This is a genomic window from Bacteroides sp. AF32-8BH (assembly GCF_003435205.1).
Classification (GTDB): domain Bacteria; phylum Bacteroidota; class Bacteroidia; order Bacteroidales; family Bacteroidaceae; genus Bacteroides; species Bacteroides ovatus.
This window is the reverse complement of record NZ_QVLZ01000023.1, coordinates 57,950-83,272: the sequence shown is the minus strand read 5'-3', so window position 1 is coordinate 83,272 and position 25,323 is coordinate 57,950. Positions and strand designations below refer to the sequence as shown.

At 40.7% G+C, this 25,323-nt stretch carries 14 protein-coding genes; 4 read left to right on the top strand and 10 right to left on the bottom strand.

Annotated elements, in window-relative coordinates; genetic code table 11:
• Positions 1–40: 40 nt before the first annotated feature.
• The gene (locus DWZ47_RS16975; RefSeq protein ID WP_117513898.1) at positions 41–1,582 is read right to left on the bottom strand and encodes a DUF3868 domain-containing protein; all 1,542 of its coding nucleotides are present in this window, start codon (positions 1,580–1,582) and stop codon (positions 41–43) included.
• A gap of 7 nt (positions 1,583–1,589) precedes the next feature.
• Positions 1,590–2,177: a DUF3575 domain-containing protein gene (locus DWZ47_RS16970; RefSeq protein ID WP_004314797.1), complete on the bottom strand. Its 588-nt coding sequence runs from the start codon at positions 2,175–2,177 to the stop codon at positions 1,590–1,592.
• 622 nt (positions 2,178–2,799) lie between these two features.
• Between DWZ47_RS16970 and DWZ47_RS16965 the strand changes: the two genes are divergently transcribed.
• Positions 2,800–3,324 (top strand): hypothetical protein, encoded by a 525-nt coding sequence (locus tag DWZ47_RS16965; RefSeq protein WP_117513935.1) that lies wholly within the window; start codon positions 2,800–2,802, stop codon positions 3,322–3,324.
• A gap of 131 nt (positions 3,325–3,455) precedes the next feature.
• Positions 3,456–3,737: a DUF3791 domain-containing protein gene (locus DWZ47_RS16960; protein ID WP_008775716.1), complete on the top strand. Its 282-nt coding sequence runs from the start codon at positions 3,456–3,458 to the stop codon at positions 3,735–3,737.
• A gap of 46 nt (positions 3,738–3,783) precedes the next feature.
• On the opposite strand, the gene DWZ47_RS16955 is transcribed toward DWZ47_RS16960, so the two are convergent.
• From DWZ47_RS16955 to DWZ47_RS16930, 6 genes are all read right to left on the bottom strand, one after another.
• Complete coding sequence (locus DWZ47_RS16955; protein WP_117513896.1) at positions 3,784–5,307, bottom strand: TlpA family protein disulfide reductase; 1,524 nt, start codon at positions 5,305–5,307, stop codon at positions 3,784–3,786.
• 162 nt (positions 5,308–5,469) lie between these two features.
• The gene (gene mgtA / locus DWZ47_RS16950) at positions 5,470–8,121 is read right to left on the bottom strand and encodes a magnesium-translocating P-type ATPase (RefSeq protein WP_117513894.1); all 2,652 of its coding nucleotides are present in this window, start codon (positions 8,119–8,121) and stop codon (positions 5,470–5,472) included.
• A gap of 120 nt (positions 8,122–8,241) precedes the next feature.
• Positions 8,242–9,609, bottom strand: a complete 1,368-nt coding sequence (locus DWZ47_RS16945; protein WP_087322273.1) for an ATP-binding protein — start codon at positions 9,607–9,609, stop codon at positions 8,242–8,244.
• On the bottom strand, positions 9,606–10,292 hold the full coding sequence (locus DWZ47_RS16940) for a response regulator transcription factor (RefSeq protein WP_004296049.1): 687 nt from the start codon (positions 10,290–10,292) through the stop codon (positions 9,606–9,608). The genes DWZ47_RS16945 and DWZ47_RS16940 overlap by 4 nt, the downstream gene beginning before the upstream one ends.
• A gap of 145 nt (positions 10,293–10,437) precedes the next feature.
• Entirely contained in the window at positions 10,438–13,287 is a 2,850-nt protein-coding gene (locus DWZ47_RS16935; protein WP_117513892.1) for a glycoside hydrolase family 2 protein, read from the bottom strand.
• Between the two features lie 36 nt (positions 13,288–13,323).
• Positions 13,324–16,587, bottom strand: coding sequence for a glycoside hydrolase family 2 TIM barrel-domain containing protein (locus tag DWZ47_RS16930; protein ID WP_117513890.1), 3,264 nt, complete (start codon positions 16,585–16,587; stop codon positions 13,324–13,326).
• Positions 16,588–16,713: 126 nt separating this feature from the next.
• On the opposite strand from DWZ47_RS16930, the gene DWZ47_RS16925 reads away from it, so the two are divergent.
• Together DWZ47_RS16925 and DWZ47_RS16920 are read left to right on the top strand one after the other, a co-directional pair.
• The gene (locus tag DWZ47_RS16925) at positions 16,714–18,243 is read left to right on the top strand and encodes a TlpA disulfide reductase family protein (protein ID WP_117513888.1); all 1,530 of its coding nucleotides are present in this window, start codon (positions 16,714–16,716) and stop codon (positions 18,241–18,243) included.
• 172 nt (positions 18,244–18,415) lie between these two features.
• Entirely contained in the window at positions 18,416–19,918 is a 1,503-nt protein-coding gene (locus DWZ47_RS16920; RefSeq protein ID WP_004310768.1) for a sensor histidine kinase, read from the top strand.
• On the opposite strand, the gene DWZ47_RS16915 is transcribed toward DWZ47_RS16920, so the two are convergent.
• Together DWZ47_RS16915 and DWZ47_RS16910 are read right to left on the bottom strand one after the other, a co-directional pair.
• A complete protein-coding gene (locus DWZ47_RS16915; RefSeq protein WP_004306159.1) occupies positions 19,915–20,760 on the bottom strand; it encodes a helix-turn-helix domain-containing protein in 846 nt (281 codons plus the stop codon). The genes DWZ47_RS16920 and DWZ47_RS16915 overlap by 4 nt on opposite strands.
• Before the next feature lie 214 nt (positions 20,761–20,974).
• A complete protein-coding gene (locus tag DWZ47_RS16910; RefSeq protein ID WP_117513886.1) occupies positions 20,975–25,174 on the bottom strand; it encodes a malectin domain-containing carbohydrate-binding protein in 4,200 nt (1,399 codons plus the stop codon).
• Positions 25,175–25,323 lie beyond the last annotated feature (149 nt).

The window sequence follows — 25,323 nt, the reverse complement described above, 5'->3', positions numbered from 1 at the left end:
AATGTTGTAAATAAAAAGATAATTATAATATATAAAAAAATCAATGATCTAGTTTGCTCATCAATTCGATATTCTCTTCTTTTTTGGCTAATTCTTCCAGATTGAGAGATGCTTGTTTCAATCCGGATTCAGCAGCCTTATTTAGATGTAACTTTGCTTGTTCATAGTCACCTCTTAGCAGATGTAATACTCCCACGGCATTTTCATATTCCGGTGTGGAAGTCTCCGCCCTCTTTAAATATTTTTCGGCCAAAAGAGTGTCTTTACGTGAAAGTGCAGCCGAAGCGGCATTCAGATTGGCAATCTTATCATCAGGAAAGACACTAATGGCTGTTTCAAATAATTCAATAAACTCCGGTGAACCATTTTTGTAAGTTAGAGCAACCAAATAAATTTCATTCAGGCTCAAATTTTGTGGCCGACTATGAATCAGCACTTTTGCTTGTTCTATATTAAAATTCTGAACATCGTACTCTATTTTACAGATTGCTTTACGCAGATGTGGGTAATACTCACGTAACATAAACCGATAAGGATTGCCATGTTTATATAACATCAACGATTTCTTGCGACTGGTATTCGTTCGGTAGTTTATTTCAACTGGTATGTGATCTATAATATGAAGAATTCCATCCTTTTCTGCCATGTCAGACCCTGCAACCATTTTACGTAGTCCTTCCCAGTTTTCGCCACCATATTCCACCTTATATAATTCCTCGGAGAAAGGGAAACGAGGGAGAAGGTAATTAACAAGTGCCTTTGCACGTCCTTCGGAAAGCTGTTTGTTAAAAAGGACAGAACCCTCCGGTGAAGCATAACCAATGACTGATATTCCACGAATGGTAATGGCTGTATCATTTTTCACTTCGGCAAGCATGGAGGATATCTTTTTTAGTTCAGTCGGATTATTCATATAGTCCGGTTTAATGTCGGTTTTTGATACGACAAAGTCCAGAAATGCTTCACATGACATCTCACGACTTTTGACTGGTTCAACTTTTGGCTGTACGTAACTAATATGTGGAGTGATTTGATAAGGGACGGGAAGTTTCTCCAAAGTAACAGTACTAAAAAGAGGAATAGCTGATAGTAACCTGCCTGGCCTGCAACAGCCCATCACTTCTTTCTTTACATTCAGATATGCATCCTTCATCCATGGCTCGAATGGAATTGTCAACGAGTACCGAATCTGTTCTTTTCCAGTCATTCCATACCCTTTTAATATGGAGTATGGAGCTTCTGACTGGTAAAAAGCACGTTCCTGCGTATTCATCAAAGCAAGTTTACGTTTCAGATTCTGATAGTTCTTACGACCTTTAATGGATATTTCCGGCAATTCCATCTGATGGTTTGCAGCAATCAATACTGGTATCAGTTCTATAGAATGATTGGAGCTGACTTGTATATTATCAAAGTTGTAAAGTATTTGAATATGTAATGAATCTCCCGCTTGCTGTAGTTCAAGAGCTGTTGGCTGTATAATTCCTGTATACCATTTCTTGGGATTTTCTTCTCCGTATGATAAAGAAGAAATGGTTAGGAATATGATTAACAGGTATAGGAATGATCTTAATTTTGTCATGGTTGTATTATTTTATAAGAAATATAAGTGAGATTGCAGCTTTAGTTGGTCCAAAATAATTGCGGTTTTCTGTTCCGACCTTTTCACCACAAGTCTTACACCGGAACTTGTCATAATGTAGCCGCACATATCCTGCACCTATATTTGCTTCAAGGCTCCAACGATTACTAAGAAGGAAGTGATAACCATACGAGATGCCTCCTCCTGCTCCCCATCCTTCATATCGGTAATGGCTGGAATTGTCCCCGAATAAAAGTGGCAAGTGATGACCTGCTATGTTATATTGTGTTCCTATTATATGTATTCCCCAAAAATGTCCGCTAAATCTTTCACATGTCCAATAACGATATTCCATTGTACCGAGCCAGTGCACCAGTTTTTTATTTGAAGATGCTTTATTGGGTGTAAACCAGTTAAGTCCAGCGCCAAGTTCTATTGTAGTGCGTGGAGAAAGTCCCCACTCTACTCCCAAGTTAGGAGTACCTGAATATGCACCGTAGAACAGGTTTGTTTTTACTGCTACCTTTTGGGCCGAACATTTTAAAATGCTTCCCCAACATATCAAAAGTAGAATTGCTATATATTGTATTTTCATCAGATGCGTATATTGAATATTTTGCTTTTGCTTGCGTTAATAAATAATTATCGAATGCGAAATTACAAAATAAATATATATTAAAGTAAAACGTTCTGAAATTGCACATGGATTCCGAAATTTCGTCCAAAATAGTTCTATAAATCACTAAAATGAGGGTTAGATAACTATAAAAAGGCCTTATCGGATAAACATTGTTAAATTATTATCCAACTTATTCAATTATCTTTTGTGACATACTAAACGTTTATACACGCGCAAAACAAACGATGTGTAAGGGTGGTTATTTATATTTACATATTACTTGTGGTATTTCAACTATGCGTTTTGAAAGATCAGAATATTACAGCTAGTTTTGTTCCCGGATTTTAAGGAACCATCCGTTTCTTTAAAAGGAACAAGGCGTTCCTCGGTGAGAAACAGGTCGTTCCTTTAAAAGGAACGGCTCCTTGGTTTTAAACCAAAAAACAGTATCTATAATACACTGTATATCAATTTATTATAAAAAAAGAAGAATTCCGTCCCGATAACCATGGGAATATTCTCAATAAACCAAACGGAATTCACAGTCCAAGGGGTTGTATATACATACTTTTTTATTACAAACTTAAAAAAAAATCCCATGGTTACAGTTACAATTAATATCAAGCCATATTTGGCTGGATATATGTATGTCCGATATCGACAAAGTTTAGAACCCGATCCAGAGAACCAGTCTCATTCCTCCTCTCCTTCTTCTGCCAAACGACTTATCCCTATCCATCTCTCCCACATTACTCCAGTTTATCACTTCCTTCATCAACTATCTGTCCCTCATCCGCAAAATACTTCATGGAAAGAAATTGGAAATATTTGCTTTGTACTGCCCAAACCGCGTAATGGGAAGAATCCGGAAGTCTATAACTATATCGGAAACGATAGTGCATTGATTATAGAAAAGGAAATAGAAACGGAGATGAAAGCGGAATTATACTCTTTTCTATTGGATAATAAGTTTAATAAAGGAGTGATGTTTAAAAAGTCAATAGAACAATTCGTAGAGCACTACGAAATGGTAGGACTGGTACAGGAAGAAACGCTGATGAGGGCATTTCAAAGATGGAGGAAATTGGTGAAAGAAGAAAAAGCTATAATAAAAGTATATTGATTTTGATTTAATATTCCATAAGGAAACGTGATATACTATACTAATTAATTGCAAGAAAGAAGGAACTTTTCTATCTTTGCTAATACTAATCTTTTTCGCTAATGGATTAAGATAAGAAAGGAGAAAATAATATGACCCTCAAAGAAAAACAATTAGAGTTTATTATCTATTGTATAGAGAATACAGCTGAACGGTTAGGACGCTATAGTGCAGATGTATATAATAAACTAAAAGAATTAGGTGCTATAGACGGCTATATAAATGCTTTTTATGATACTTTGCATACCCAAGGCAAAGCCTACATAGTAGATTCTTTATTAGAATATATCTATCATCGTGATCCACAATGGTTACCGAAAGATTATCGTCCTTTTCAAGTTTCGACACAGCAAAAAGGAGATAAGTCATGTTAACTGTTTATCATGGTTCTACTTACCGTGTAGAACAACCTATCTTTTGTTACTTGCTGTCCTTTACAGCTTCCTCAATTCGAGATACAAATTGCGGATTGCTGGGACGTGCTGTAGTTCCGAAATCTACAATTTGCCCTTTTCTATTAATCAACAGATAATAGGGCATTCTATCTATTTTCCATTGTTTGCGAATTTTCTGTAAGTTCTCTTTTCCAAAATAATCAGATGCATAAATACATTCAATTCCCCGGTTTTTCAATGAATACTCATTCAGGCACTCTTCCCATTCTTCCTTGGGTTCACTTACACATATGGAATATATGACCAGGTCTTTGGTGGAATACTTACTCCGCAATTGTTTCAAAGGTTCCATTTCTGCCAGGCATGGTGGACACCACCTAGCCCAAAAATCGAAATAGATCACTTTCCCGTGATGCTTCTCAAGTATATTATAGACGGGTTCCATGTAAGGCATAGATGTTTTTAGCTTTGAGTTTTCGTGAAACTCACCATATAATAAATTGTTGGAAACTGGTTGCGGATTTTCCAGGTAAGATTTAGTCTGATTATATATCTGCATCACTTGTGCACGCAAATGCGGCATTTTTACAATCGAATCAAACTGTGTATGCCTCGTTGTTAAAGCAAGTGTATCATTTGCATTCAAAGAGCCAACTGCCATTTTTGTATATATATACTGGTTCAGTTCATTCTCTCCTACTGCCGACATTATCTCTTCTACAGATGGATTTTTTTTATCTTTGTATGTTATCCCATAAGCTATATAGCGTTCTACCTCATCAGCAATATCATATAAACGTGCCGAAAGAATCCCTTTATTATAAAGTTTATTGATTGCAGGCAGAAGTTTATGATACCGATCCATTTCTTTTCTTGTTTTAAACTGGCATTGGTTACCATAGAATAACAAAGCGTAATAATAGTCCTGTTTCAGTAACTCTTCAGTAAATAACGTAACATCGTCCATTGGCTTATACTTTGTCAGATACTCGTTTCTCCGCTCCAAACGAAAGTCATATTCCTTCTTTAATTCAGCCTCAAAATCCTTAATATTCAAATTCGGGTTTATACTATAATTCTGTATGTAATAGTAGGCGCTTTCTGTAAATGCCAGTATTTCTTGATTCAACTTTTCTGCATCACCTGTTACTTTGGGATGAAAAAGATCTTTGAAGTCTATTTCCACGTGTATGCTATCTCCCGGGTGGATATACAAATGTTCCGCATAATTGCGAATGGAAACTTCTCTTAATTTTGCATAAACCGGAAAGCGGAATGAAAATGAGCCATCTTCTTGTATGGGGGTGCGATATTGATTTTCCATTTTCCAAAAAAATGGAATGATGAGAGTTAATTCCTTTTCTTGAGGATAAAAATCCCGGTTCAACACTTTTCCTGTGATAACAGCTTCTTTAATATATTCTTTCGCTAACGAATAACTTTCTTCTGTCTGTACAGATGATTCGAATTGAGATTTTGTCCGGTCTTTTTGCCCGCATCCGGCTAATAACAAAGAGGTTATTATCAGAAAGGAATAATAGTGTTTCATCGTGCCTGAATATTAGAAAGTTTACAAATCTAAATAAATAAGAGTTCTTGCTCCTAAATATATGAAATTAATTTTAGGGGCAAAAACTCTTGACAGACAATTCGTCTCAATTTTAAATCTTTTACAATATATACATTTAATTTGCGAGATAAACAGACAAAGCTATAACCAGCGCACAAACTTCTTGATATACCAGTTCTTCACGATCTGCGTCAAAATGCAATAAGAGAGCAAAATTCCAACCAGCCAGGGGAAATAGCTCAAAGGAAGAGCTGTCAATCCGATGGAACGCCCGAAAGCGGTGAAAGGAATAAGAATACCTATTGCCATGATTAAGAAGGTCAGTCCCATCACAGGCCATGTGGCACGGCTTTGTATGAACGGTATCTTGCGGGTACGTATCATGTGGACAATCAATGTCTGTGATAACAAACCTTCCACAAACCATCCGGTTTGAAACAGTGTCTGGTGTTCGGGGCTGTTGCAGCTAAATACGTACCACATGACCAGATACGTGATAATATCAAAGATAGAACTGATGGGACCTACATAAATCATAAAACGACTTAGATCGGACGCATCCCATTTACGGGGTTTCTTCAGGAACTCCGGGTCCATACGGTCAAAAGGAATGGTGGTCTGCGATATGTCATACAACAGGTTCTGGATCAATAGATGTATCGGCATCATGGGCAGAAACGGCAGGAATGCACTGGCAAACATCACACTGAACATATTCCCAAAATTGGAACTGGCAGTCATCTTTATGTACTTATTGATATTGCCGAATGTCTTTCTTCCTTCGAGCACTCCGTCTTCCAATACCATCAAATCTTTTTCCAACAAGATAATATCTGCGCTTTCTTTGGCTATATCCACAGCAGAATCGACTGATATACCAATGTCCGACTGACGTAATGCACCTGCATCATTGATTCCATCTCCCAAGAACCCTACCGTATTGCCTTGCTCCTGCAACAGAGAGATGATTTGCGTCTTTTGTAATGGAGTCAGTTTTGAGAATAAAGTGGTATCCTTTACCGCTTCTTTCAATGCTGTTTCGTCCATATTCTCTATTTCTATCCCGGTAAGAAAATGACTGGTATCAATTCCTACCTGTCGGGCAATCGCTTTCACTACGACATCATTATCTCCCGATAGAATTTTCACTGCTACTCCATGCGCATATAACTGTTCGATGGCTTCGGCAGCAGAAGGTTTCGGAGGATCAAGAAAAGCAAGATACCCAATCAGTACCATTTCTTTTTCATCTTCGATGGCGAAATTACAATCTTTCTCGATAAAACTTTTTTGGGAGACTGCCAATACCCTCATCCCCTGCTGATTCATATCTTCACTAATCATCTGTGCTTTGATTTTCAAGGCATCAGTCAAGGGATGAATCTGCCCGTTGAACTCGGCATAGGAACAGACATCGAGAACCTCTTCTACCGCTCCTTTGGTGATGATTTGCCGCTTTCCCTGCCTGTCTTCTATTACAACAGACATTCTTCTGCGCGTAAAGTCGAAAGGTATTTCATCCACTTTGGTATAGTCATCCTTCAGATGTTCCAGGCTCAAATCTCTTACATGGGAAAGAATCGCTTTATCCATCAGGTTCCTTAAACCGGTTTGGAAATAACTGTTAAAGTACGCATGACGAAGAATACGTTTACTGTTGTCGTCACTGCCATCTGCATTGATATATTTCTCCAATACGATTTTATCGCAGGTCAATGTACCGGTTTTGTCAGTGCAGAGTATGTCCATCGCTCCAAAATTCTGAATGGCATTGAGATTTTTTACGATTGTTTTCTTTTTGGACATGGCTATCGCTCCTTTGGAAAGGTTGGCAGTCACAATCATCGGTAACATTTCCGGGGTAAGACCAACCGCAACGGATATGGCGAAAATGAAAGCTTCAAACCAATCCCCTTTCGTAAAGCCATTCACGAAAAATACAAATGGAACCATAACCAGCATGAAGCGAATCAATAAAAAACTAACCTTGCTAATGCCTTTGTCAAAAGCTGTAGTGGCACGATGTCCGACCAGGCTTTTTGCAATAGTACCCAGATAGGTTTTGTTCCCCGTTTCAAAAACGATTCCTTTTGCCGCACCACTTATCACATTGGAACCCATATAGCAAATATTGTCCAATTCAATGACACTTCCTTTTCGGAACTGCTGTCCCCGTACTTCCGGAAACTTTTCTATCGGTTCGGACTCTCCTGTTAATGAAGCCTGGCTGATAAACAAGTCTTTAGAATCGATGATCCGAATATCAGCGGGAACCATGTCCCCAGCTGCCAAATACACGATATCCCCCGGGACGAGTTCCGTAATCTCGATCTCTTCTTCCTGTTCACCGGCACGTTTGGCAAGACATGTGTTTTTTACCATTTTCATTAAAGAATCCGTAGCCTCACTTGCTCGCCATTCCTGCCAAAAACGCAGGATAGCACTGAACAGCACCATGGATGAGATGATAATGACTCCCGTCCATTCCTGCTCTCCAGGATCAGCCATCAATACATCCAAAAATAAGGATATTATGGCGAGCCCGGTCAGAACGCCAATGAAAGGATTGATAAACGTTTTGATAAACAGGATAAACGGATTCTTTTTCTGTTCATGTACCACTTCGTTTCTTCCATAAATGGATTGTCGCTCCTGCACTTCTCCCTGTGTTAATCCAAGCTTGGTTGTCTGCAAGTATGAATAGATTGACTTACCGGGTTGTGTGGCAACCAAAAATACTTTCTCTGAATTGAATGTGTACTGTGGTGAACGCAGTTTTTTCTTCCATACCATAATCTCTAATTTTTTTTAGTTACTAACTGCATTTATTAATTCGATGCAAAAGTAAGGAGGACTTCACCGGGAAGCTGTTAGAGAATGATTAGAGTGGTATTAGAAAACGATTAGAATTTCTTAGATATGCGGGAGCTTCACCACAAAGGTAGTGCCCTCATCCTTATGGGAAGATACGGTAAGTTCGCCTTTGTGAAGGTGGATGATCTTTTGTGTCAAGGCCATACCTATACCATTTCCGGGAGCAATATTCTTGTTTTCTCCGCGATAAAACAGTGTAAACAGGTTTTCTTTATCCGTATCAGACATGCCTACACCGGTATCTGACAGGCGGATGATTGCCCATTGCTCCCAATAGGCTATCAAGACTGACGAAGTTCGGTTGGAAGAATATTTGCAGTTATTCTCTATTAAATTCACAAAAGCGGTAGTCAGCAAATAGCTATTCCCGATTACCGTCAACACATTATCTTCTTCGGCTTCCTGCTCAAATACTAATTCGATGTGATAATCTGGATGGGCTTTTAATACCAACTCTCTGGCGTCCAGCAACAGTTCGTCCAAACGGACTTCTTCCATCGTTATCTGTTCCGACTGATAGTCCGCTTTTGCCAAATTCAATAATCCGTCGATCAGGTTTACAATTCTGTGAGAATCCTGCAATGCATTGCCGATAGCTATCTGATATTGCTCGGAACTCCGTTCTTTCAATAAAGCTAAATCCAGTTCAGCTGTAAGGGCTGCCATGGGGGTACGCAATTCATGAGATACATTACTGACAAACATCTTCTGTGAATTGAAAGACTTTTCCAGGCGTTCCAGTAAAGCATTAAATGTCGTACTCAATTCTCCCAGTTCATCCTGTTCATTCTTTACGGGCAATCTTTTATCAATATGCGATGCCGTGATTTTCTCCGCTTCTTTCACGATGTTACGTATCGGTTTTAAAGTGCTTCGTGAAAGGATATATCCCACAACTACCAATACGCTCAATCCACCGATAAATAGGAGAATGAGCATGTTTCTTAGCGCATCCCGGTTGGCGTATCCATAACCGTCGTAGGCTGCGGCGGTAACCACATAGTCTTTGCCTTCAAACGGATATACCAGTCCTATGGCCTGATATTCGTCCACATAGAAATTGATGTTCTTCCGCTGCAAAATACGCTTTATCATTTCCGGAGTTTCTTTGACAATATCGTTTTGCAGAGCATCATGATATAATATTTTAAAATCTGTTGTATAGACGGCAACCTCTACTTCATTAATAAACTTCTGATTATTCAGGTAAATAGACTGCATGGTTTTGGCATCTACTTGATCCTTAAGGAATAAATGTGCTTTGGTTATAGCTTCACTTTGAAGATTACGAAAGAAAGCATTACTACGCGAATGTTCACTGACATAGTAGACAGCCATCACAAAAACAAAGAATACCGCAGCTGTAAGCCCTGCATATTGTAGAGTCAACGTTGTCCTGATCTTCATAATTTATCAGTCAGTATGAAACCCATTCCGGCTTTGGTATGAATAAGTTTCGGTTCAAAGTCCCTGTCTATCTTTTTGCGGAGATAGTTGATATATACATCTATGAAATTCGTTCCTGTATCAAAATGGGTGTTCCATACTTTTTCTGCTATTTCAACCCTGCTCAATACTCTTTCGGCATTTTCTACCATATATAACAGTAAGTTGTATTCTTTAGGAGAAAGTTTAATGGATATGCTGTTTCGTTCTACGTCTTTACGTTGAAGGTCAATACGCAAATCTGCATAGACAAGTTCCTGCGGCAATTCCTGTGCATTACCCGCCACACGTTTCAACAGCACTTTGATTCTGGCATTTAACTCTCTGAAATCAAAAGGTTTCACCATGTAATCGTCTGCACCGGCATCGAAACCGTCCAGTTTATCGTTCGTCGATCCTAATGCCGTCAACATCAATATAGGGATATGGGGATTGGTTTTGCGAATTTCTTTCGCTAGTTCAAATCCGTCCATCTTAGGCAAAACGATGTCAGATATAACCAGATCGAATGTGTGCGTCTGGAAAAGCCGTAACCCCATTAGTCCGTCATAAGCCACCATTGTCTGATAGCCATTTTCCTCCAGTCCGTTCATCAGCAAACTTGCAACCCGGGGTTCATCTTCTATAATTAGTATTGTGTACATAGGAAAGAATTCATTAATCTGAATGTATAAAACGAAACAAAAATAATGATTATTCCCCACTTATAGCCTTTTTCCTTGAAAAATCGGTGAGAAGGCCAAATAAAAAAGGTACCCAACGCAATGTGGATACCTTTATATGATTCATTTACATAAACCGGAAAATGACTCGTCCGGTTTGTGGACCATTTACCCATTTCGGTTGTGAAGAGGGACCACACAAATCGGTGGAGTTTACTTTATTACGTACCGGAGGAATCACGTTCAGGACAGAGATTCCGCTTTCGGGAAGAGTATAAAGCAAACGGTCGCGGCCATCACGAGGCTGATATACTCCTATATACGTGTCGGGAATTTCGTTTGTTAGACTGATAGTGCCTTCTTTCGTTTGGATATTCATCCAGGAAACATCACCAAAGTATCCTTTGAATTCGGGATATGTGAAGGTCTCACCCGGAATAGGATCGTTATAGTCGTTTTCCCATACATCGTATTGCGTCCCGTGAATACGGTTTTGCCATACACGGTAAGGTCCGGCACCCAGCCAGCGTTTGCTGGTTACCTGATCTTCAGGATAGTCGAAACGAATACCCATCAAGTCTACGACACCGGAGAAATTGTAGGTGTAGTCCAAAGCCAAATCCCCACTCGGGTTGATTGTCCATTGAGCTTTATCCAAATTACCCAGTTTATAATTGGCGGTAACAATCAGATCACCTCCATCTTGTTTTACGTCCAGTTTCGTAAATACGGCAGCATCAGGGAATTCGCTATATGTACGGTCTTTTTCTTTTGCTTTCTCATCATCATGGTTATAGAACTGATCCAATGAGCGGTCTGCACGACGGGCTCCAATGAAACGGGGACCATTGGCGAAACTAATCTTACGGTTATCTACAGATACCCCTTTCAGTTGTCCGTCTTTCTTTGAGAAGATGAATGTACGCTTATTCGCTTTCACAGTAAGATCATTTTCTGTCTCTGTATAAGTAGGACGACTGGACAAGGGAGAAAGCTGTTCTGTCTGCTGATTCAGTTTGTTGACCGGGAAAGTCCAGCGCCAAAGTTCATGGCCGTATGGATCGATTGCTGTCAGGAAGAGGGCGTCTGCATTGGGGAGGATATTTGTTTTTATATCCAAAATGCCTGCCGAGTGAGCAACCACGTCACTGCCTTGCACTTCACCTTCTTTCAGTACTTGAACAGCGGCATTGGAAGCATCTGTTGCCAACGGGAATTTTACTTGCTTCCAAAGGAAACGGCAAGTATTCAGATTCAGATAATCGTAACGGTTTTCTACGGAGAATTTGCCATCAAATTGCTTGTCGATAGAAGTATTCATGATTTGCACCGGACTCCATAACTGCTTGATAGTGTAGTAGCTACCCTCCTTTTCGTGATGTGGTCCTACAATACCATCTGCTCCAAAGTTTCCCTGGTTATCAATGAATCCGTCCATATCTACACGCTTCACACCTTCGTCTGCCAATACCCAAAGGAAGCCACCGATACAACGGGGATGCTTGCGCATCATTTCCCAATAATCATATAATCCAGCACCATGGCCGCCATCGTACAAACCATGCAAGAATTCCGTAGGCATAAAGATTTCCGGTAAGCGCATGTAGTTCTGGCTTTCTCCGTAAGAGCGGTAATGCATGGTTTCAAAACCGGAGAAGTTACCTTGCGGGTGAATAACCGGACGTTTCTGCGGATCGTATTTATGAAACTCTCCATCCAGTTCGGTATTCCATCCTTTTTCATTACCATTACTCCACCAAATAATAGACGGATGATTCACGTCACGTTCTATCATGCCTTCAATCAGACGTACTCCGGTGGGGGTATCATACTTGCCATGCCATCCTCCCAATTCGTCCATCACATAAAGTCCGAGAGAATCACAAGCTTCCAAAAATTCCGGGTCTGCCGGATAATGGCTCAAACGGACGGAATTCATATTCATGCTTTTCATCAAAAGAACGTCTTCGATATTCTTCGCTTTACTTAATGTACGGCCACTTTCAGGACGGAAACTATGACGATTGACACCACGTACATTGATACGTACTCCGTTTATATAAAGTCCGTCGCTTTCACGTACTTCAATGGTACGGAAACCAAAGTTTTCCGTTTCACTATGCAGCACTTTACCGTCCTTATCCAACAGGGAGAATTGAGCTTTATAAAGATTCGGAGTTTCCGCAGTCCATAGTGCAGGGTTAGAGACATTCAGTTGCAAAGAAGTCCAGTCGCCACCCGCTTTTACAGGTACAGTGCCTTCCGCTAACTTCTTTCCTTTTTTATCTAAAATCTGTGTACGGATGCTCATTCCGTCATTAGAAATATTTGTGTAGCAGTTGGCACGGAAAGTTCCATCCATCTTTGCGTCAATGGCAATGTGCCGCAGGTTTACGGCTGGTTTCACCTCCAGGAACACCGGACGGAAGATACCGCCAAAATTCCAATAATCAGCACGACGTTCGGCAAGGTTCACACTGGCATTTTCACTCTCTTTGGCAACAGTGACTTCCAGTAAATTCTTTTTGCCATATTTCAGAAAATCCGTGATGTTGTATGAAAAACGATAGAAGGCCCCCTGATGTTTGGAACCAACTTTACGTCCGTTCACTTTTACTTCCGTATCTGTCATTGAAGCTTCGAATACAAGATTGACCTGTTTGCAGCGAAACTTTTCCGGAACTTCAAACTCGTACTTATACATACCTTTTTCATTGGCAACGCCTTCAGGGAATGGTTTACCATAGAAAGTGATTCCATACTGATAGGTGCCGAATCCTTGCAGCTCCCAGCAGGAAGGTACACCGATTTTCGTCCATTTCCCGGAATTGCGTCCGTCGGTACAAAAGAAGTCCCATTCAACCATATCGTCGCATCCGTGACCGGAGAGATATTGCCTTTCCGTTTGTGGAAGGTTTTGAGCAGCCAGGGTAGTTGCCAACGCTAAGGTCGATAATAAAGTGGTTACTTTTTTCATTGTTACTTTTATAATTGTGTTAGTTATTTATTGCTATCATTGTTTACTACTGATGCGGATATGCAGCGTATGTTCTTTTTTCTCTATGGCATATTTCTTCAATACACCCGGTCCGCAACTACTGTTTCCTAATCCAAGTACGGCAGCATCCATACTAAGAATGATTTCCGCACGTGGTTTTAAATTACAATCGTGAGTTTCTTCATAGATGTCCTGTACGGTGTAATGCAGGGCAGATGCAGAAAATGCGTTTTCTACCGCGTCAACACGAATACCTTTATTCTGTTTGTCGGTCAGGGTCAGATAATGCACTTCCTCTTTGTTCCCACTATCCTGCGGACGTGGATAATGTACGTACTGTTCTGCAACGCTTCCTTTCCAAAGCCCTATCATAGCAGATGTTTTGCGGTCAGGATAGTTATCCTGTGGCCCTCTGCCATACCAGGTAAATGTATCATAAGCAGGCGCCAGACAGAATGCGATACCTAAACGGGGAATTTCAGGAAGAACTCCTTGTGGCAAGAAAGTTGTTTTCAGATCAATTGTTCCATCTGAAAAGACTGTATAGACAGAAGTAGTCACCACTTTTCCTTCTTTATATAAATTACTAGTTTGAATCCGGACAATGACCGCCCCGTCTGCACGTTTTTCATGGTGGAAAGATTCCAGATTTATCTGCGGATGATCCATTCCATGCAATTTCCAGTCTTTAGCCAACCAGTTTCCGAAGCTCTTGTCATTATCTGTCGGAGCACGGAAAACTTGAGTGACAGGCTGAACCGGAAAATCATCGGAGTGAGCCAGCATTTCTTTGTTCTTATATATAAGGGAGGTCATACTTCCGTTCACTTTCTTTTCCCACTGAACAGAAAAACCGCGTCCGCTAATCAATAAAGATTTATCATCCTCTTCCACTTGAAGCGTTCCTTTATTAATTAAATCAGCAGAAGCTAAATCTCCTTTTTGCAAACAGAATTGTTCCCAAGTTACTTCATGTCCTGCCTTTGCCCAAAGAGCATCCGATTTCAAAACAATGCTTACTTTCAGTTGGCAATCGGAAAGAGAATAAATATCTTTTAATGATCGGAAAGCCGGCAAATCAATCGTTTTACTTTCGCCTGGAGTTATTTCCGGCAATGTTATTTCTCCCCGTTCTTTCTCCTTACCATCCACTGATAATGTCCACAGGCAACGATAAAGTGATAAATCAATATGATGATTCCGGTTGGTTACTCTCAACTCTCCATTCTCAACTCTCAACTCAACCGGTGCATATACCTTCTTTACCTCCCAATATTTAGGCGTAGTTTCACGGTCACTCATCAGTAATCCATTAAAGCAGAAAGCTTTTAAGTTCGGCTTATCGCCAAAGTCACCACCATAAGCCACCATGGTATGACCGTCGGGTAAAGTCTTGTAGATTCCCTGATCTACCCAATCCCATATAAAACCACCCAGCATACGGGGATTACTATATATCTCATCCCAATATTCCTTGAAATTTCCTAATGCATTCCCCATGGAATGTGCATATTCACTCGTCATCACCGGACGGTCGTCATTGGTACGCTCCGCAATCTCCAGCAACCGTTCCCAACGTGCATTTTCAGCGCGTTCTTTATCCTCTCCTTCTGCAATACCGGGATTTAAATATTCTTGTTTCACCCGGGTATAAAAGCGGCTGATAACATCTACCGTCTTCGGGTCAGGATTTCCGTCCACTCCCTGTGCCCCCTCATAGTGTACAGGGCGAGTGGGATCGAAATCATGCAGCCATGCCGAAATAGCAGCGAAGTTTGGTCCGTAACCGCTTTCGTTTCCCATGCTCCACATTACAATACATGGATAATTCTTATCACGTTCCGCCATACGGACTGCACGGTCCATAAATGCCGCATGCCAGTCGGGGGTACTTGCGAGTGTGCCACGTAATCCGTGTTCTTCTATATCTGCTTCGTCCATCACGTACAGCCCCAAGCTATCGCATAGCTCGTACCAACGGCTGACATTCGGATAATGGCTGGTGCGTACGGCATTTATATTCGCCTGTTTCATTAAAAGAATATCCTGAAGCATCCGTTCTTCGCTCATGACACGTGCCGTCCGTGGATCATGTTCGTGACGGTTCACTCCACGAAAACGAACCGGATTACCATTCACTAACAGTTGTCCTTTTTTGATTTCTACAGAGCGGAAGCCCACGGCCTGTTCTATCTGTTCTACGACTCTTCTTTCTTCATTTTGGAGAGTTAAGTGTAATTTATAGAGATAGGGCGTTTCTGCCGTCCATCTTTCCGGTGATTTTATAATAGCTGACAAGCGTCCCATCTTACGCGGGCCACGCTGCGGATACCATTCATTCATCCGGCTTGCTTTATGCTCCAAATCAAGAATATCTTCCACATCGCCTTTCAATGTGGCAACTTCTTTGCCTGAAGCATCCTTTAATACTCCCTGTAAGACATACCCTTTTCCGGTCATCCCTCGATATACACTGAATTGCGGATCAATCTGCAAAATAAAGTCTTTATAATCACCCACAGATGCGGGAAGAGTGCGTACCGCATAATCACGGACATGAATATCCGGTGTATGTATCAGATGAATACTACGATGAATACCACCAAAACGCCAGAAATCCTGATCTTCCAGATAAGAACCGTCACTATATCGGTAGACTTCCAGTGAAATCTGATTTTCTCCGGATTTCAGATACTTCGTGACATTAAATTCGCTCGGTTCCATACTGCCTTGGCTATACCCTACCCGCTCACCGTTGATCCAAACATAAAAGGCGCTCATTACGCCCTCAAACCGTAGAAAAGTCTGTCCATTCACTTCCCATCCGGTCGGCAATACAAAAGTGCGGCGATATTGCCCTACCGGGTTTCTTTCTTTATACGTGGTATAGTCAGTTTTCGGTTCTCCCATCACCCGTGGAGGATCTATTTTAAACGGATAGCCTGCTGAAACATAGATAGGCGTGCCATATCCGTTCACTTCCCAATTGGCGGGAACAGGAAAATTCGTCCAATCTTTATCATCAAAATTTATCTGATAGAAATTCATGACTCTTTCATTGGGAACGGGAGTCCAACGGAATTTCCAGATTCCGTCTAAAGAGATTGAGCCGTCTCCTTTCTGTACAGAGAAAGGGGTAAAAGCGGCTCTTGCCGGTTCACGATTGATCTGGAGAACATGATGATTCTCCCAATCATGCATTGTTTGTGCCTGTGTAGGACTTACAAACAATGCGCCAAGCAGTAAAGTATATATTTTCATTCGTTCTTTTTTCTTCATATCAAGTAGACGAACGAAAGGGCATTTTGTACCCCTTTCTTTTACAGAAATATTAAAGAACAATAAAAGGAGTAACACTCTATAAAGAAAAGCTTTACCTTGTGGCGTATAATTACTTCTAATATTATGATGATGAAAAAACTACTATTTAGCAGCCTCTTTTTATTTGGCAGTCTCGTTTCACAAGCACAGCACGAGTATACGATTGAAGGTAAAGTGGAAGGTGTAAAGGATGGAACTCTTGTTTCTCTTTTTCTACTTGACGGAAATGTAGGAAGTACAGTAGCCATGGATACCATACAAAACGGTACTTTCTTCTTCAAACGAAATGCCGGAGAAGATGGTTTAGACAAATTATCTCTAATGTGTACCCGTAATGATGATTTCCCTTCCATGTCGCTGGAGATTTATGCGACTCCTAATGCAAGAATCAAAGTAACCGGAACGAATACCTTGATACATACGTGGACAGTAGACAGCCCTGTAAAGGAACAAATAGAATATAATAGGTTTATTGAAGATTCACACGATTTATGGGATGAGTATCAACGTTTGTCTATCAAAGCAAGAAGTCTGCGTTCTGCCCCGGAAGCAGAACGGAAGGCTCTACGTGCGAAAGAAGACAGTATTTCAGCTTTAATCAGCAAACGTGAAATGAAACTGATGCAGGAACTTCCTGTATCAAACATTTGGATGGACAGGCTATATAAATTGAGCATGTCAGTGAAGTACAATCCAAATTTCTCTTATAAAGATGAAACACTGGCTTTGTATAATAGAATGAATGAAGCACAAAAAACTTCTATAACAGGACAGGAAATTGCAGTTAATCTTTTCCCGCCTACAGTTGTGAAAGAGGGAGATAAAATGGCAGATACCGAACTTTTCGATTTGGATGGAAAGATTCATCATCTGACTGATTTCAATGGAAAATATATATTGCTTGATTTCTGGAGTAGCGGTTGCGGTCCTTGCATTATGGCTTTACCAGAGATGAAAGAGATTCAAGAACAATATAAAGAGCGTCTTACTATCATTAGTCTAAGCTCCGATACGAAAAGCAGGTGGAAGGCAGCTTCGGCAAAACATGAAATGACCTGGCAGAATTTAAGTGACTTAAAACAAACAGCCGGATTATACGCTAAATATGGAGTTCGAGGTATTCCCAACTATGTCCTTATCTCTCCCGAAGGCAAAATCATGAAAATGTGGTCGGGTTATGGCAAAGGTAGTTTGAAACTAAAAATGCGCAGGTATCTGGATGCTGTCAAACATGAAATGAGTATTACATGGCAAGGAAATACAAAAGTCGTTAACTATCCGGTGTCGGAATCAACCAATACCGATATTCTTGAAGTCAAGCAAGTGGTACTGACAGACACCGCTACCATCGTACATTTCAACGCTTATTATATTCCCAAATACTGGATACGAGTCAGCCCGAATTGTAGATTGGTAGATGAGAAAGGTGAAACGTATACCTTAAAGAAAGCAGATGGGATTAAACCCGGTGAGCACTTTTATTTGCCTGAAAGCGGCGAAGCAGAATTTTCACTCACATTCGAACCGTTGTCTTCTTCTGTGCAATCATTCAATTTCACTGAAGGAACAGAAAAAAATGACTGGCAAATAAACGGAGTGAGGCTTAATAAATGAGTATCGAATCTTAAAAAAGGAATATCGTATTAACATTCAATGTGTTGCAAATTAAAATAGCTGTATAAACAGGTACAAAAGGTTTGTTGAAATAATGTTTTCTTCAGTAAAATGGCTTTCTTTGTTATGAATTTAATTATTATCTTGTACATTGAACGAAAAATAACAAAATATGGAAGCGAACGGACAAACACTCTACAATGATGATTTGCTGAATATCCTACCTGACGGAGTTATCATATTGGATATAAATAGAGAAGTCATACAACTGAATCAGCAAGCTTTTACGGAACTTCATGTACATTCGTCAGTCAATGCGATGATGCCTCTTCCGACCAACAAGATATTCAAGCTGTTAAATAAGAAAGAAGATATACTCTCGACCATTTTGGAAGAAATCCGTCAGGGCAAAAAAGTATACTCGCTGCCTGAACATACATTTATGCAGGAACAAGTTGACTATACACAATTCCCGATAAGAGGAGAATTTGCTACAATGGAAAATGAAGAGGGCGAAAAAAACATCTTATTCTTTTTCCGCAATATTACAGTAGAACTTACACAGGAATATATTCTGAATACTGCTTTGCAAAGAACCAGAATCTATCCATGGTATTATGATATAAGCCGGAGTGAATTTACTCTTGATGATCGTTATTTTGAACATTTAGGTATTCCAGCCGGAGAGAATAATACTTTGACAATGGAGGAATATGTGAATATGATTCATCCGGACGATCGGCAAACTATGGCTGACGCCTTTGTTGTACAACTTAGTGGTAATACAACTTTTGACAAAACAGTTCCATTCCGTTTGCGCCGGGGGGATGGTACTTGGGAATGGTTTGAAGGGCAGTCTACTTATATTGCAAACATATCCGGTCATCCCTATCGGTTAGTGGGAATCTGCTTGAGTATTCAGGAATATAAAGACATAGAAAACACCTTAATCGAGGCACGTAAAAAAGCAGAAGAAAGCGATCGTCTTAAAATGGCATTTTTAGCCAATATGAGTCATGAAATCCGTACGCCGCTGAATGCAATAGTCGGCTTTTCTGATGTTATAGGTTCTACTTATGATGAGTTAAGTGAAGAGGAACGTGCCGATTTCGTGCGACTAATCAGCATCAATAGCGAACATTTAGTACGATTGATTGACGATATACTTGATTTGTCCAAGATTGAATCAAACACTATCAAGTTTACTTATTCCAATTATTCCCTCAAATCCATAATGAAGGATATAGAGAAAGAGCAGGTCGTGAAAAATGTGCCGGAAATCGAAATAAAAGCAATCTTGCCGGATGATGATATTTACATAACTACTGACGCTACACGCTTGAAACAAGTAATATGCAATTTCATAAATAATGCCCGGAAATTTACAGAAGAAGGATATATTCATTTCGGTTTTATGGTTAATCCGGAAAATGACGATTCAGTTTGTCTGTTTGTGGAGGACACGGGGGAAGGTATTCCCCAAGAATGCCAGAAAGAAATATTCGACCGTTTTTATAAAGTCAATACTTTCAAGCAGGGTACGGGGTTGGGACTCTCTATCTGCAAAACGATTGTAGAACATCTGCAAGGGAGTATTTCTGTTGTATCGGAAGTAGGAAGAGGCAGCCGTTTTACCGTTACATTACCACTCGAAAAACAGCCGGTGGAAGCTTAATGTCCTCTGTATTCCTGTGGGGTAACACCCGTATGTTGCTTAAAAAACTTATTGAAGAAAGAGATATTATTAAATCCCAAAGATAAGGCTATATTCTTCACCGGTTCATTGGTTGACTTCAGCCGGGATTTGGCATCCATCAGAATGATGGAAGCTATGACTTCTAAAGGAGTGTTTCCTGCAACCTTTTTTATTGTTGAACAGAAATGCGGCAAGCTAAGTCCTAGATGTTCGGCATAAAAAGAGGTTCCGTGATGAATAGTATAATATTTCATGACCAATTGCAAAAATTCCTGATAAATCTCGTACTTTCTTGACTGGGAAGATAAATACAAGTTATTTTGCATTTTATAAATTTCAGTGGCTCCCTGAAGGAACATGGTAAGAACCGCCTTTACTATTTCCTTGTTTGCCAATGTTTTTGGAGAAGCATACGAAAGAATTGACGATTCATAGAACATTTTATAACTGCAAGCCTGCAATGGAGATAATCTTATTATCGGATTTTCCATAATTATAGGGAGAAGATGTTCTGTAGACTTCATTAGATTTATACCCTCTATGAATCCGGATGAGAACCCGGCATAATAGATATGAATATCCGGTGAAAAATCAAGAATTTCCATAAAATATCCGGGCGGTAAGGTTATCAAATCATTTTCACCAATATTTTGAAGATTCCCATTGATTGTCGTTTGCATTATCCCTTTTACACAAAGAATGAAAAAACCGGCTTTTACCCTGCAAGGAAAGTTTTTATACCTTTTTAATAAATTTATCCCATACCCTTCTCCAACCATATAATCAGACGGCAAATCAAAATTAGGTAAATCGCTCTCCATTGTGTTATTTTGTTTTTGATTTCAAATATAGGGATTATTTGAAGTTTCTCCCTCGAATAATTAAAATCAGAACATCGAATCTTAAAAAAATAACATCTATATTTTATTTATAAGAAAGTATCAGAATATGAAAAGCAGGACACCGGAAGTATATTCAAACTTCTTAATGTCCCGCTTCTATTTTTCTGTTTATATGTGTGTTTTTCTAAAAAACTTATTGAACATCCAATGCATCGAATGCCAGACCGTCCATATTTTCTGCCGAAAGTAATACTTTGTAATGTCCGGCATTGATAAAGGTTCCGGTAGTGGTGCTCATCATCTTCCATTTATCCGGTGTTTCCGGGAAGTTCAATATGTCCTCTTTCAATACTACTCCTTTTGAATCAATGAATTTCATCAAGACAGGTATTGGCTTTCCGGTAGTGTTCATATATTTAAAGCGAAGCGCGTACACTTGCGCCAACCCGGTAGAAACATTCCATTCAATGCTGTTGCCTTTTCCTTTACCAAAAAACACTCCGATCTGTTTGCGATGTTCTTTCTTTTGGAATTTGCCTTTCAGTACAGCCATTTCCGCTTCGTATGATATACTGACACGAGCATTTTTGTCTTCCGGAAGCAACTCTTTCGGAGTCTTTTCCATCACTTCTTTATCCGCCTTTTTCCAGCTCCAACCGGATGCAGGGAATACCGTCGGTTTCAGTTCCTGATCTGTGCTGGCAATAGCAATGCCTGAAATCAAGGCTTGTCCTGCTTTCACTTCCGGGAAATGAATTTTCAACATCCCACCTTTCACTGTGGCATATACCACTTTCTTACAAACTCCATCGTGACCGCTTTCAGCCCAAATATCCAAGTCATCTAATACAATAGAATCATTCACGGCAACATCAAATATACGCAGTCCTTCACAGTCGGTAGAAGCGCTTCCGCCCGTACCATGCCACGGCTCTGTGAAATACAGTTCAATACGATATGTTCCGTCTGCCACAGGGAAACGATATTCCAGTTGGTGACGTCCGAAGCGGAAATGTTGGAATAACGTCCAGTCACGAGTGCCATGAATCGGATCATTGGTGGTACATTGACTGGCAAGATAAGGATTCAGATCCTTGAAATTCTCCGCCCATGAACGGGAATAATTCGTATTGTCCTGCAACCAGAGCTGTCCGAAGCTATCTGTATAATCATCCCCTCCACAGTTGAGACGATACAGATAATTATATCCTGCCTCTCCTTTCAATATCTTTTTATCATCCTGATAAAGAAGTTTGAAGTTAGGGGCTTGCTCCAGACCATTCAATAGGATCAGGTCTTCTGCTACCGGTTTACCTTTATAATATCCTACAGCACGAAGCACATTATAACGAATATCCCGGTTTTCCCACATAAAATGAGTGCCTGTTCCGTTGTTCTTTTTACGTCCGAGGAAGGTTGCCTTTTCATTTGTCAGATCATTATATAGCAATACAGAATCACAATTGCTGTAAGCCTCGATAGTGGCACGGCGACGTCCTTTTTCAAAACGGTTGGCCCATGTATGTGATACCAGGTAAACCATCGGATCTTTTGCAGCCGGAACATAGTTGGCACGATACATATAATATACATCCAACGGTTCTTCCCATGGAGTAACCAATCCTTTATAATTGAACGGACCTACTTTATCTATTTTGCGATACGCTTCATCCGGCTGACGACGTCCGGGATTATCATGACTGCTGTATATCCACTGGAATTGTCCGCAAACACTATCTCTAGCCTGTTCTGCCAAACGGATTTTAGTTTCCATCAGCTGACACATACGGTCTTCACTCCACACTCCGTTCACTTGAAAATCCCCTGGTTCCGTATGCAGACCGATGCTTCTCCACGCTCCATATTCCCCGTTCAATAATTGGTTCGTTTGAGAGAGTTCACGACCGTATTTCGTCACATCTCCTCCATACGTACCACTCCAATTTTGAATTACATTCCAGTCTGTACCTTCACCGCCATTACAGGTTGTTATGACACGCATTGTCTTTGCAGTCGGATCCATCTCCCGAATAATATCACTGCACTCCTGTGCAAACTCACGAGGCAAAGTGCTTTCATTCTGCAATCCCCACATCACTACTGACGGAGAATTACGACGTTCTTTCACCCATTGACGAAGCAACTTTTTAAAGTTCTCACGAAACTCCGGAGTGTCATACCACACGTGGGCGGAAAATTGTGTCCAAAACAAGATTCCCTCTTCATCCCAGTACTTCTGATAATCGAGATGATGGGGCTGATGAGCATCCCGGAATGCATTGAAACCGGCTGCACGTATCTGTTTTACCCTTGCGGCAACTTGTTCATTACTGAACGCATGGCTTTGTCCGAACTGATGCTCATACTCGCATACTCCATTGATAAACACGGGCTTCCCATTCAGGTAAAAACGTCCGTCTCCATCGTTTCGTTTTACCGGCCAGCTAATGGTACGAATACCGAAGGGTGTCGAAATTTCATCCGTCGTCTTCGTATCACGCTTTATCATGCTGGCCAATTTATAGAGATATGGATTTTCCGTATTCCATAAGACAGGATTCTCAACAGGAGCCTGCTGGCGAATCACTTTCATTTCTCCCGGAGCTAAAGTAACTTTCTCAACCAAACGGAAAACTTGTTTTCCATCGGCATTGCTTAGTTTATTGACTAACTCTACCGTTTCTGTTGTTTTACTATAATTCTTGACCTCTGTTTCTACAAATACGTTAGCAGCCTTTTCGTCATTCCAAATATGTACACCGAAAGGTTCTATGCGAATCTCATCTGTTACTTCCAATACCACAGGACGGAAGATTCCTAACGGCTGGGAACCCTCACTGAATCCCCATTCCGACGAACATCCCCCACATACCCAAGGCATATCGGCAATCATTTCAGGATGCTCGGCTTTCACTTCCAGGCGATTTACTCCCTGTTTCAATTCATCTGTGACATCCAAAGTCAATGTGGTGCGCCCTATGGGATGGCGACCGAAATTCTTTCCGTTCACTGTAATGGTGGCGTATGTACCCACTCCGTCAAAACGAAGGAAATACCGTTTCCCGGATTTTACATCTGCCGTGAAATCTTTCACATACATAGCTGTTCCATGCAGGTTTCCATGTGTCAACTGGCGGTATCCATAATAATCGTCCCAGTTATGAGGAATGTTCACCGTTTTCGCACGCATCATAAAATTACCTTTCAAATGAGTTGCCTCTGTAATCCAGGTTTTCCAACCCTCATTCAATGTAGTGATCTGCCGGCGGTTCTTGATTTCCGGTTTCGGGAAACGGACAGTCGAACGTCCCATCGGCTTACTGGTAGCAATGGCAATGCCACGTTGCTCTGTGTTGTTTACCGCACAATAGAAATGATAAACCACTCCATCATGTTTTACCACATAGCTCTTATGAGCAAACAGTTCATCGTAGTTCTTGGAGGGAATAATCAGGTCGGCCCCTTTCCAATCAGTCCAGTTCACCAAATCATAGCTGGCGGCAAATGTATTGAATGCTTTATATTTACGCGAAGGTTCAAAAGCAGAGAAGTAAAACATCACATACACATCTCCCATCTTTTGGATATGCGCATCTCCTGTAATGGTTCCATCTGCTTCATGCGCAAAGACCGGATTGCCGGAGTAGCGTTTCCATGTTTTCATATCTTTGGAAAGCGCAATGCCGACACGTTCGCCCTTTAAATCCGTTTCCGGATGACGCCCGCCCGCATTGTAATACATCACAAACGGAGCTCCCAATGTTTTATCTTTATCCCAATAAACAGTACTCTTATATTGAGTCAGTTTTTCCCACCATTGGGCATCTTTATCATGGATGCTCAAAATCGGTTTGTCCAGAGATTCCCATTCATGTGCCGTAGAAATATCTCCTTTTGTCCATGCCAGTCCGACATAAAGCGGGGCTTTTACAGCTTCGTAGCCCGTTCCTTCACCACCGATATAAGTCATCCAATGGCGACCTTTATAAGTCTGAAGCTCATAGCTTCCACCCCATTCCATATCCGGCAATGCAGGAAATCCGCCACGCTGATTGCAGTCCCATTTTCCATCCCGATAAGAAAGAACCCGTCCCAAAGTGCGCCATTCGAGCAGATTATCACTTTCTGCTATCCACGTTTCGTAACCACGACCATCGGTTCCACCTTTACCGTTGTAAACCACATAAGTCATCAGCCACTTGTCTCCCTGGCGAAAAACGGTAGGACAATCAATCTTATGATAATTGTCTGCCGGGGCAACTGCGAGCCCGTACTTGTATGGTGTCTTTACTTCCTCGTAAATCTGCTCCATTCGTTCTTGCGGAACTTCCCGTTGCGCATATAGAGAGAAAGTGGTGGTTATACTAAAAACTGCCAGCAATAACTTCTTCATGATACTTTTTCTAATCGTTTAATACTTAAATAGTGCATAACCACTAAATGATAATTTTGCGGAGTGCCCTGAAAGGGCTTAATTATATAGCGTAGGGCAACGCCCTACGTAAAAACGACAATCTGAATTTGCGCCCTGAAAGGGCATAA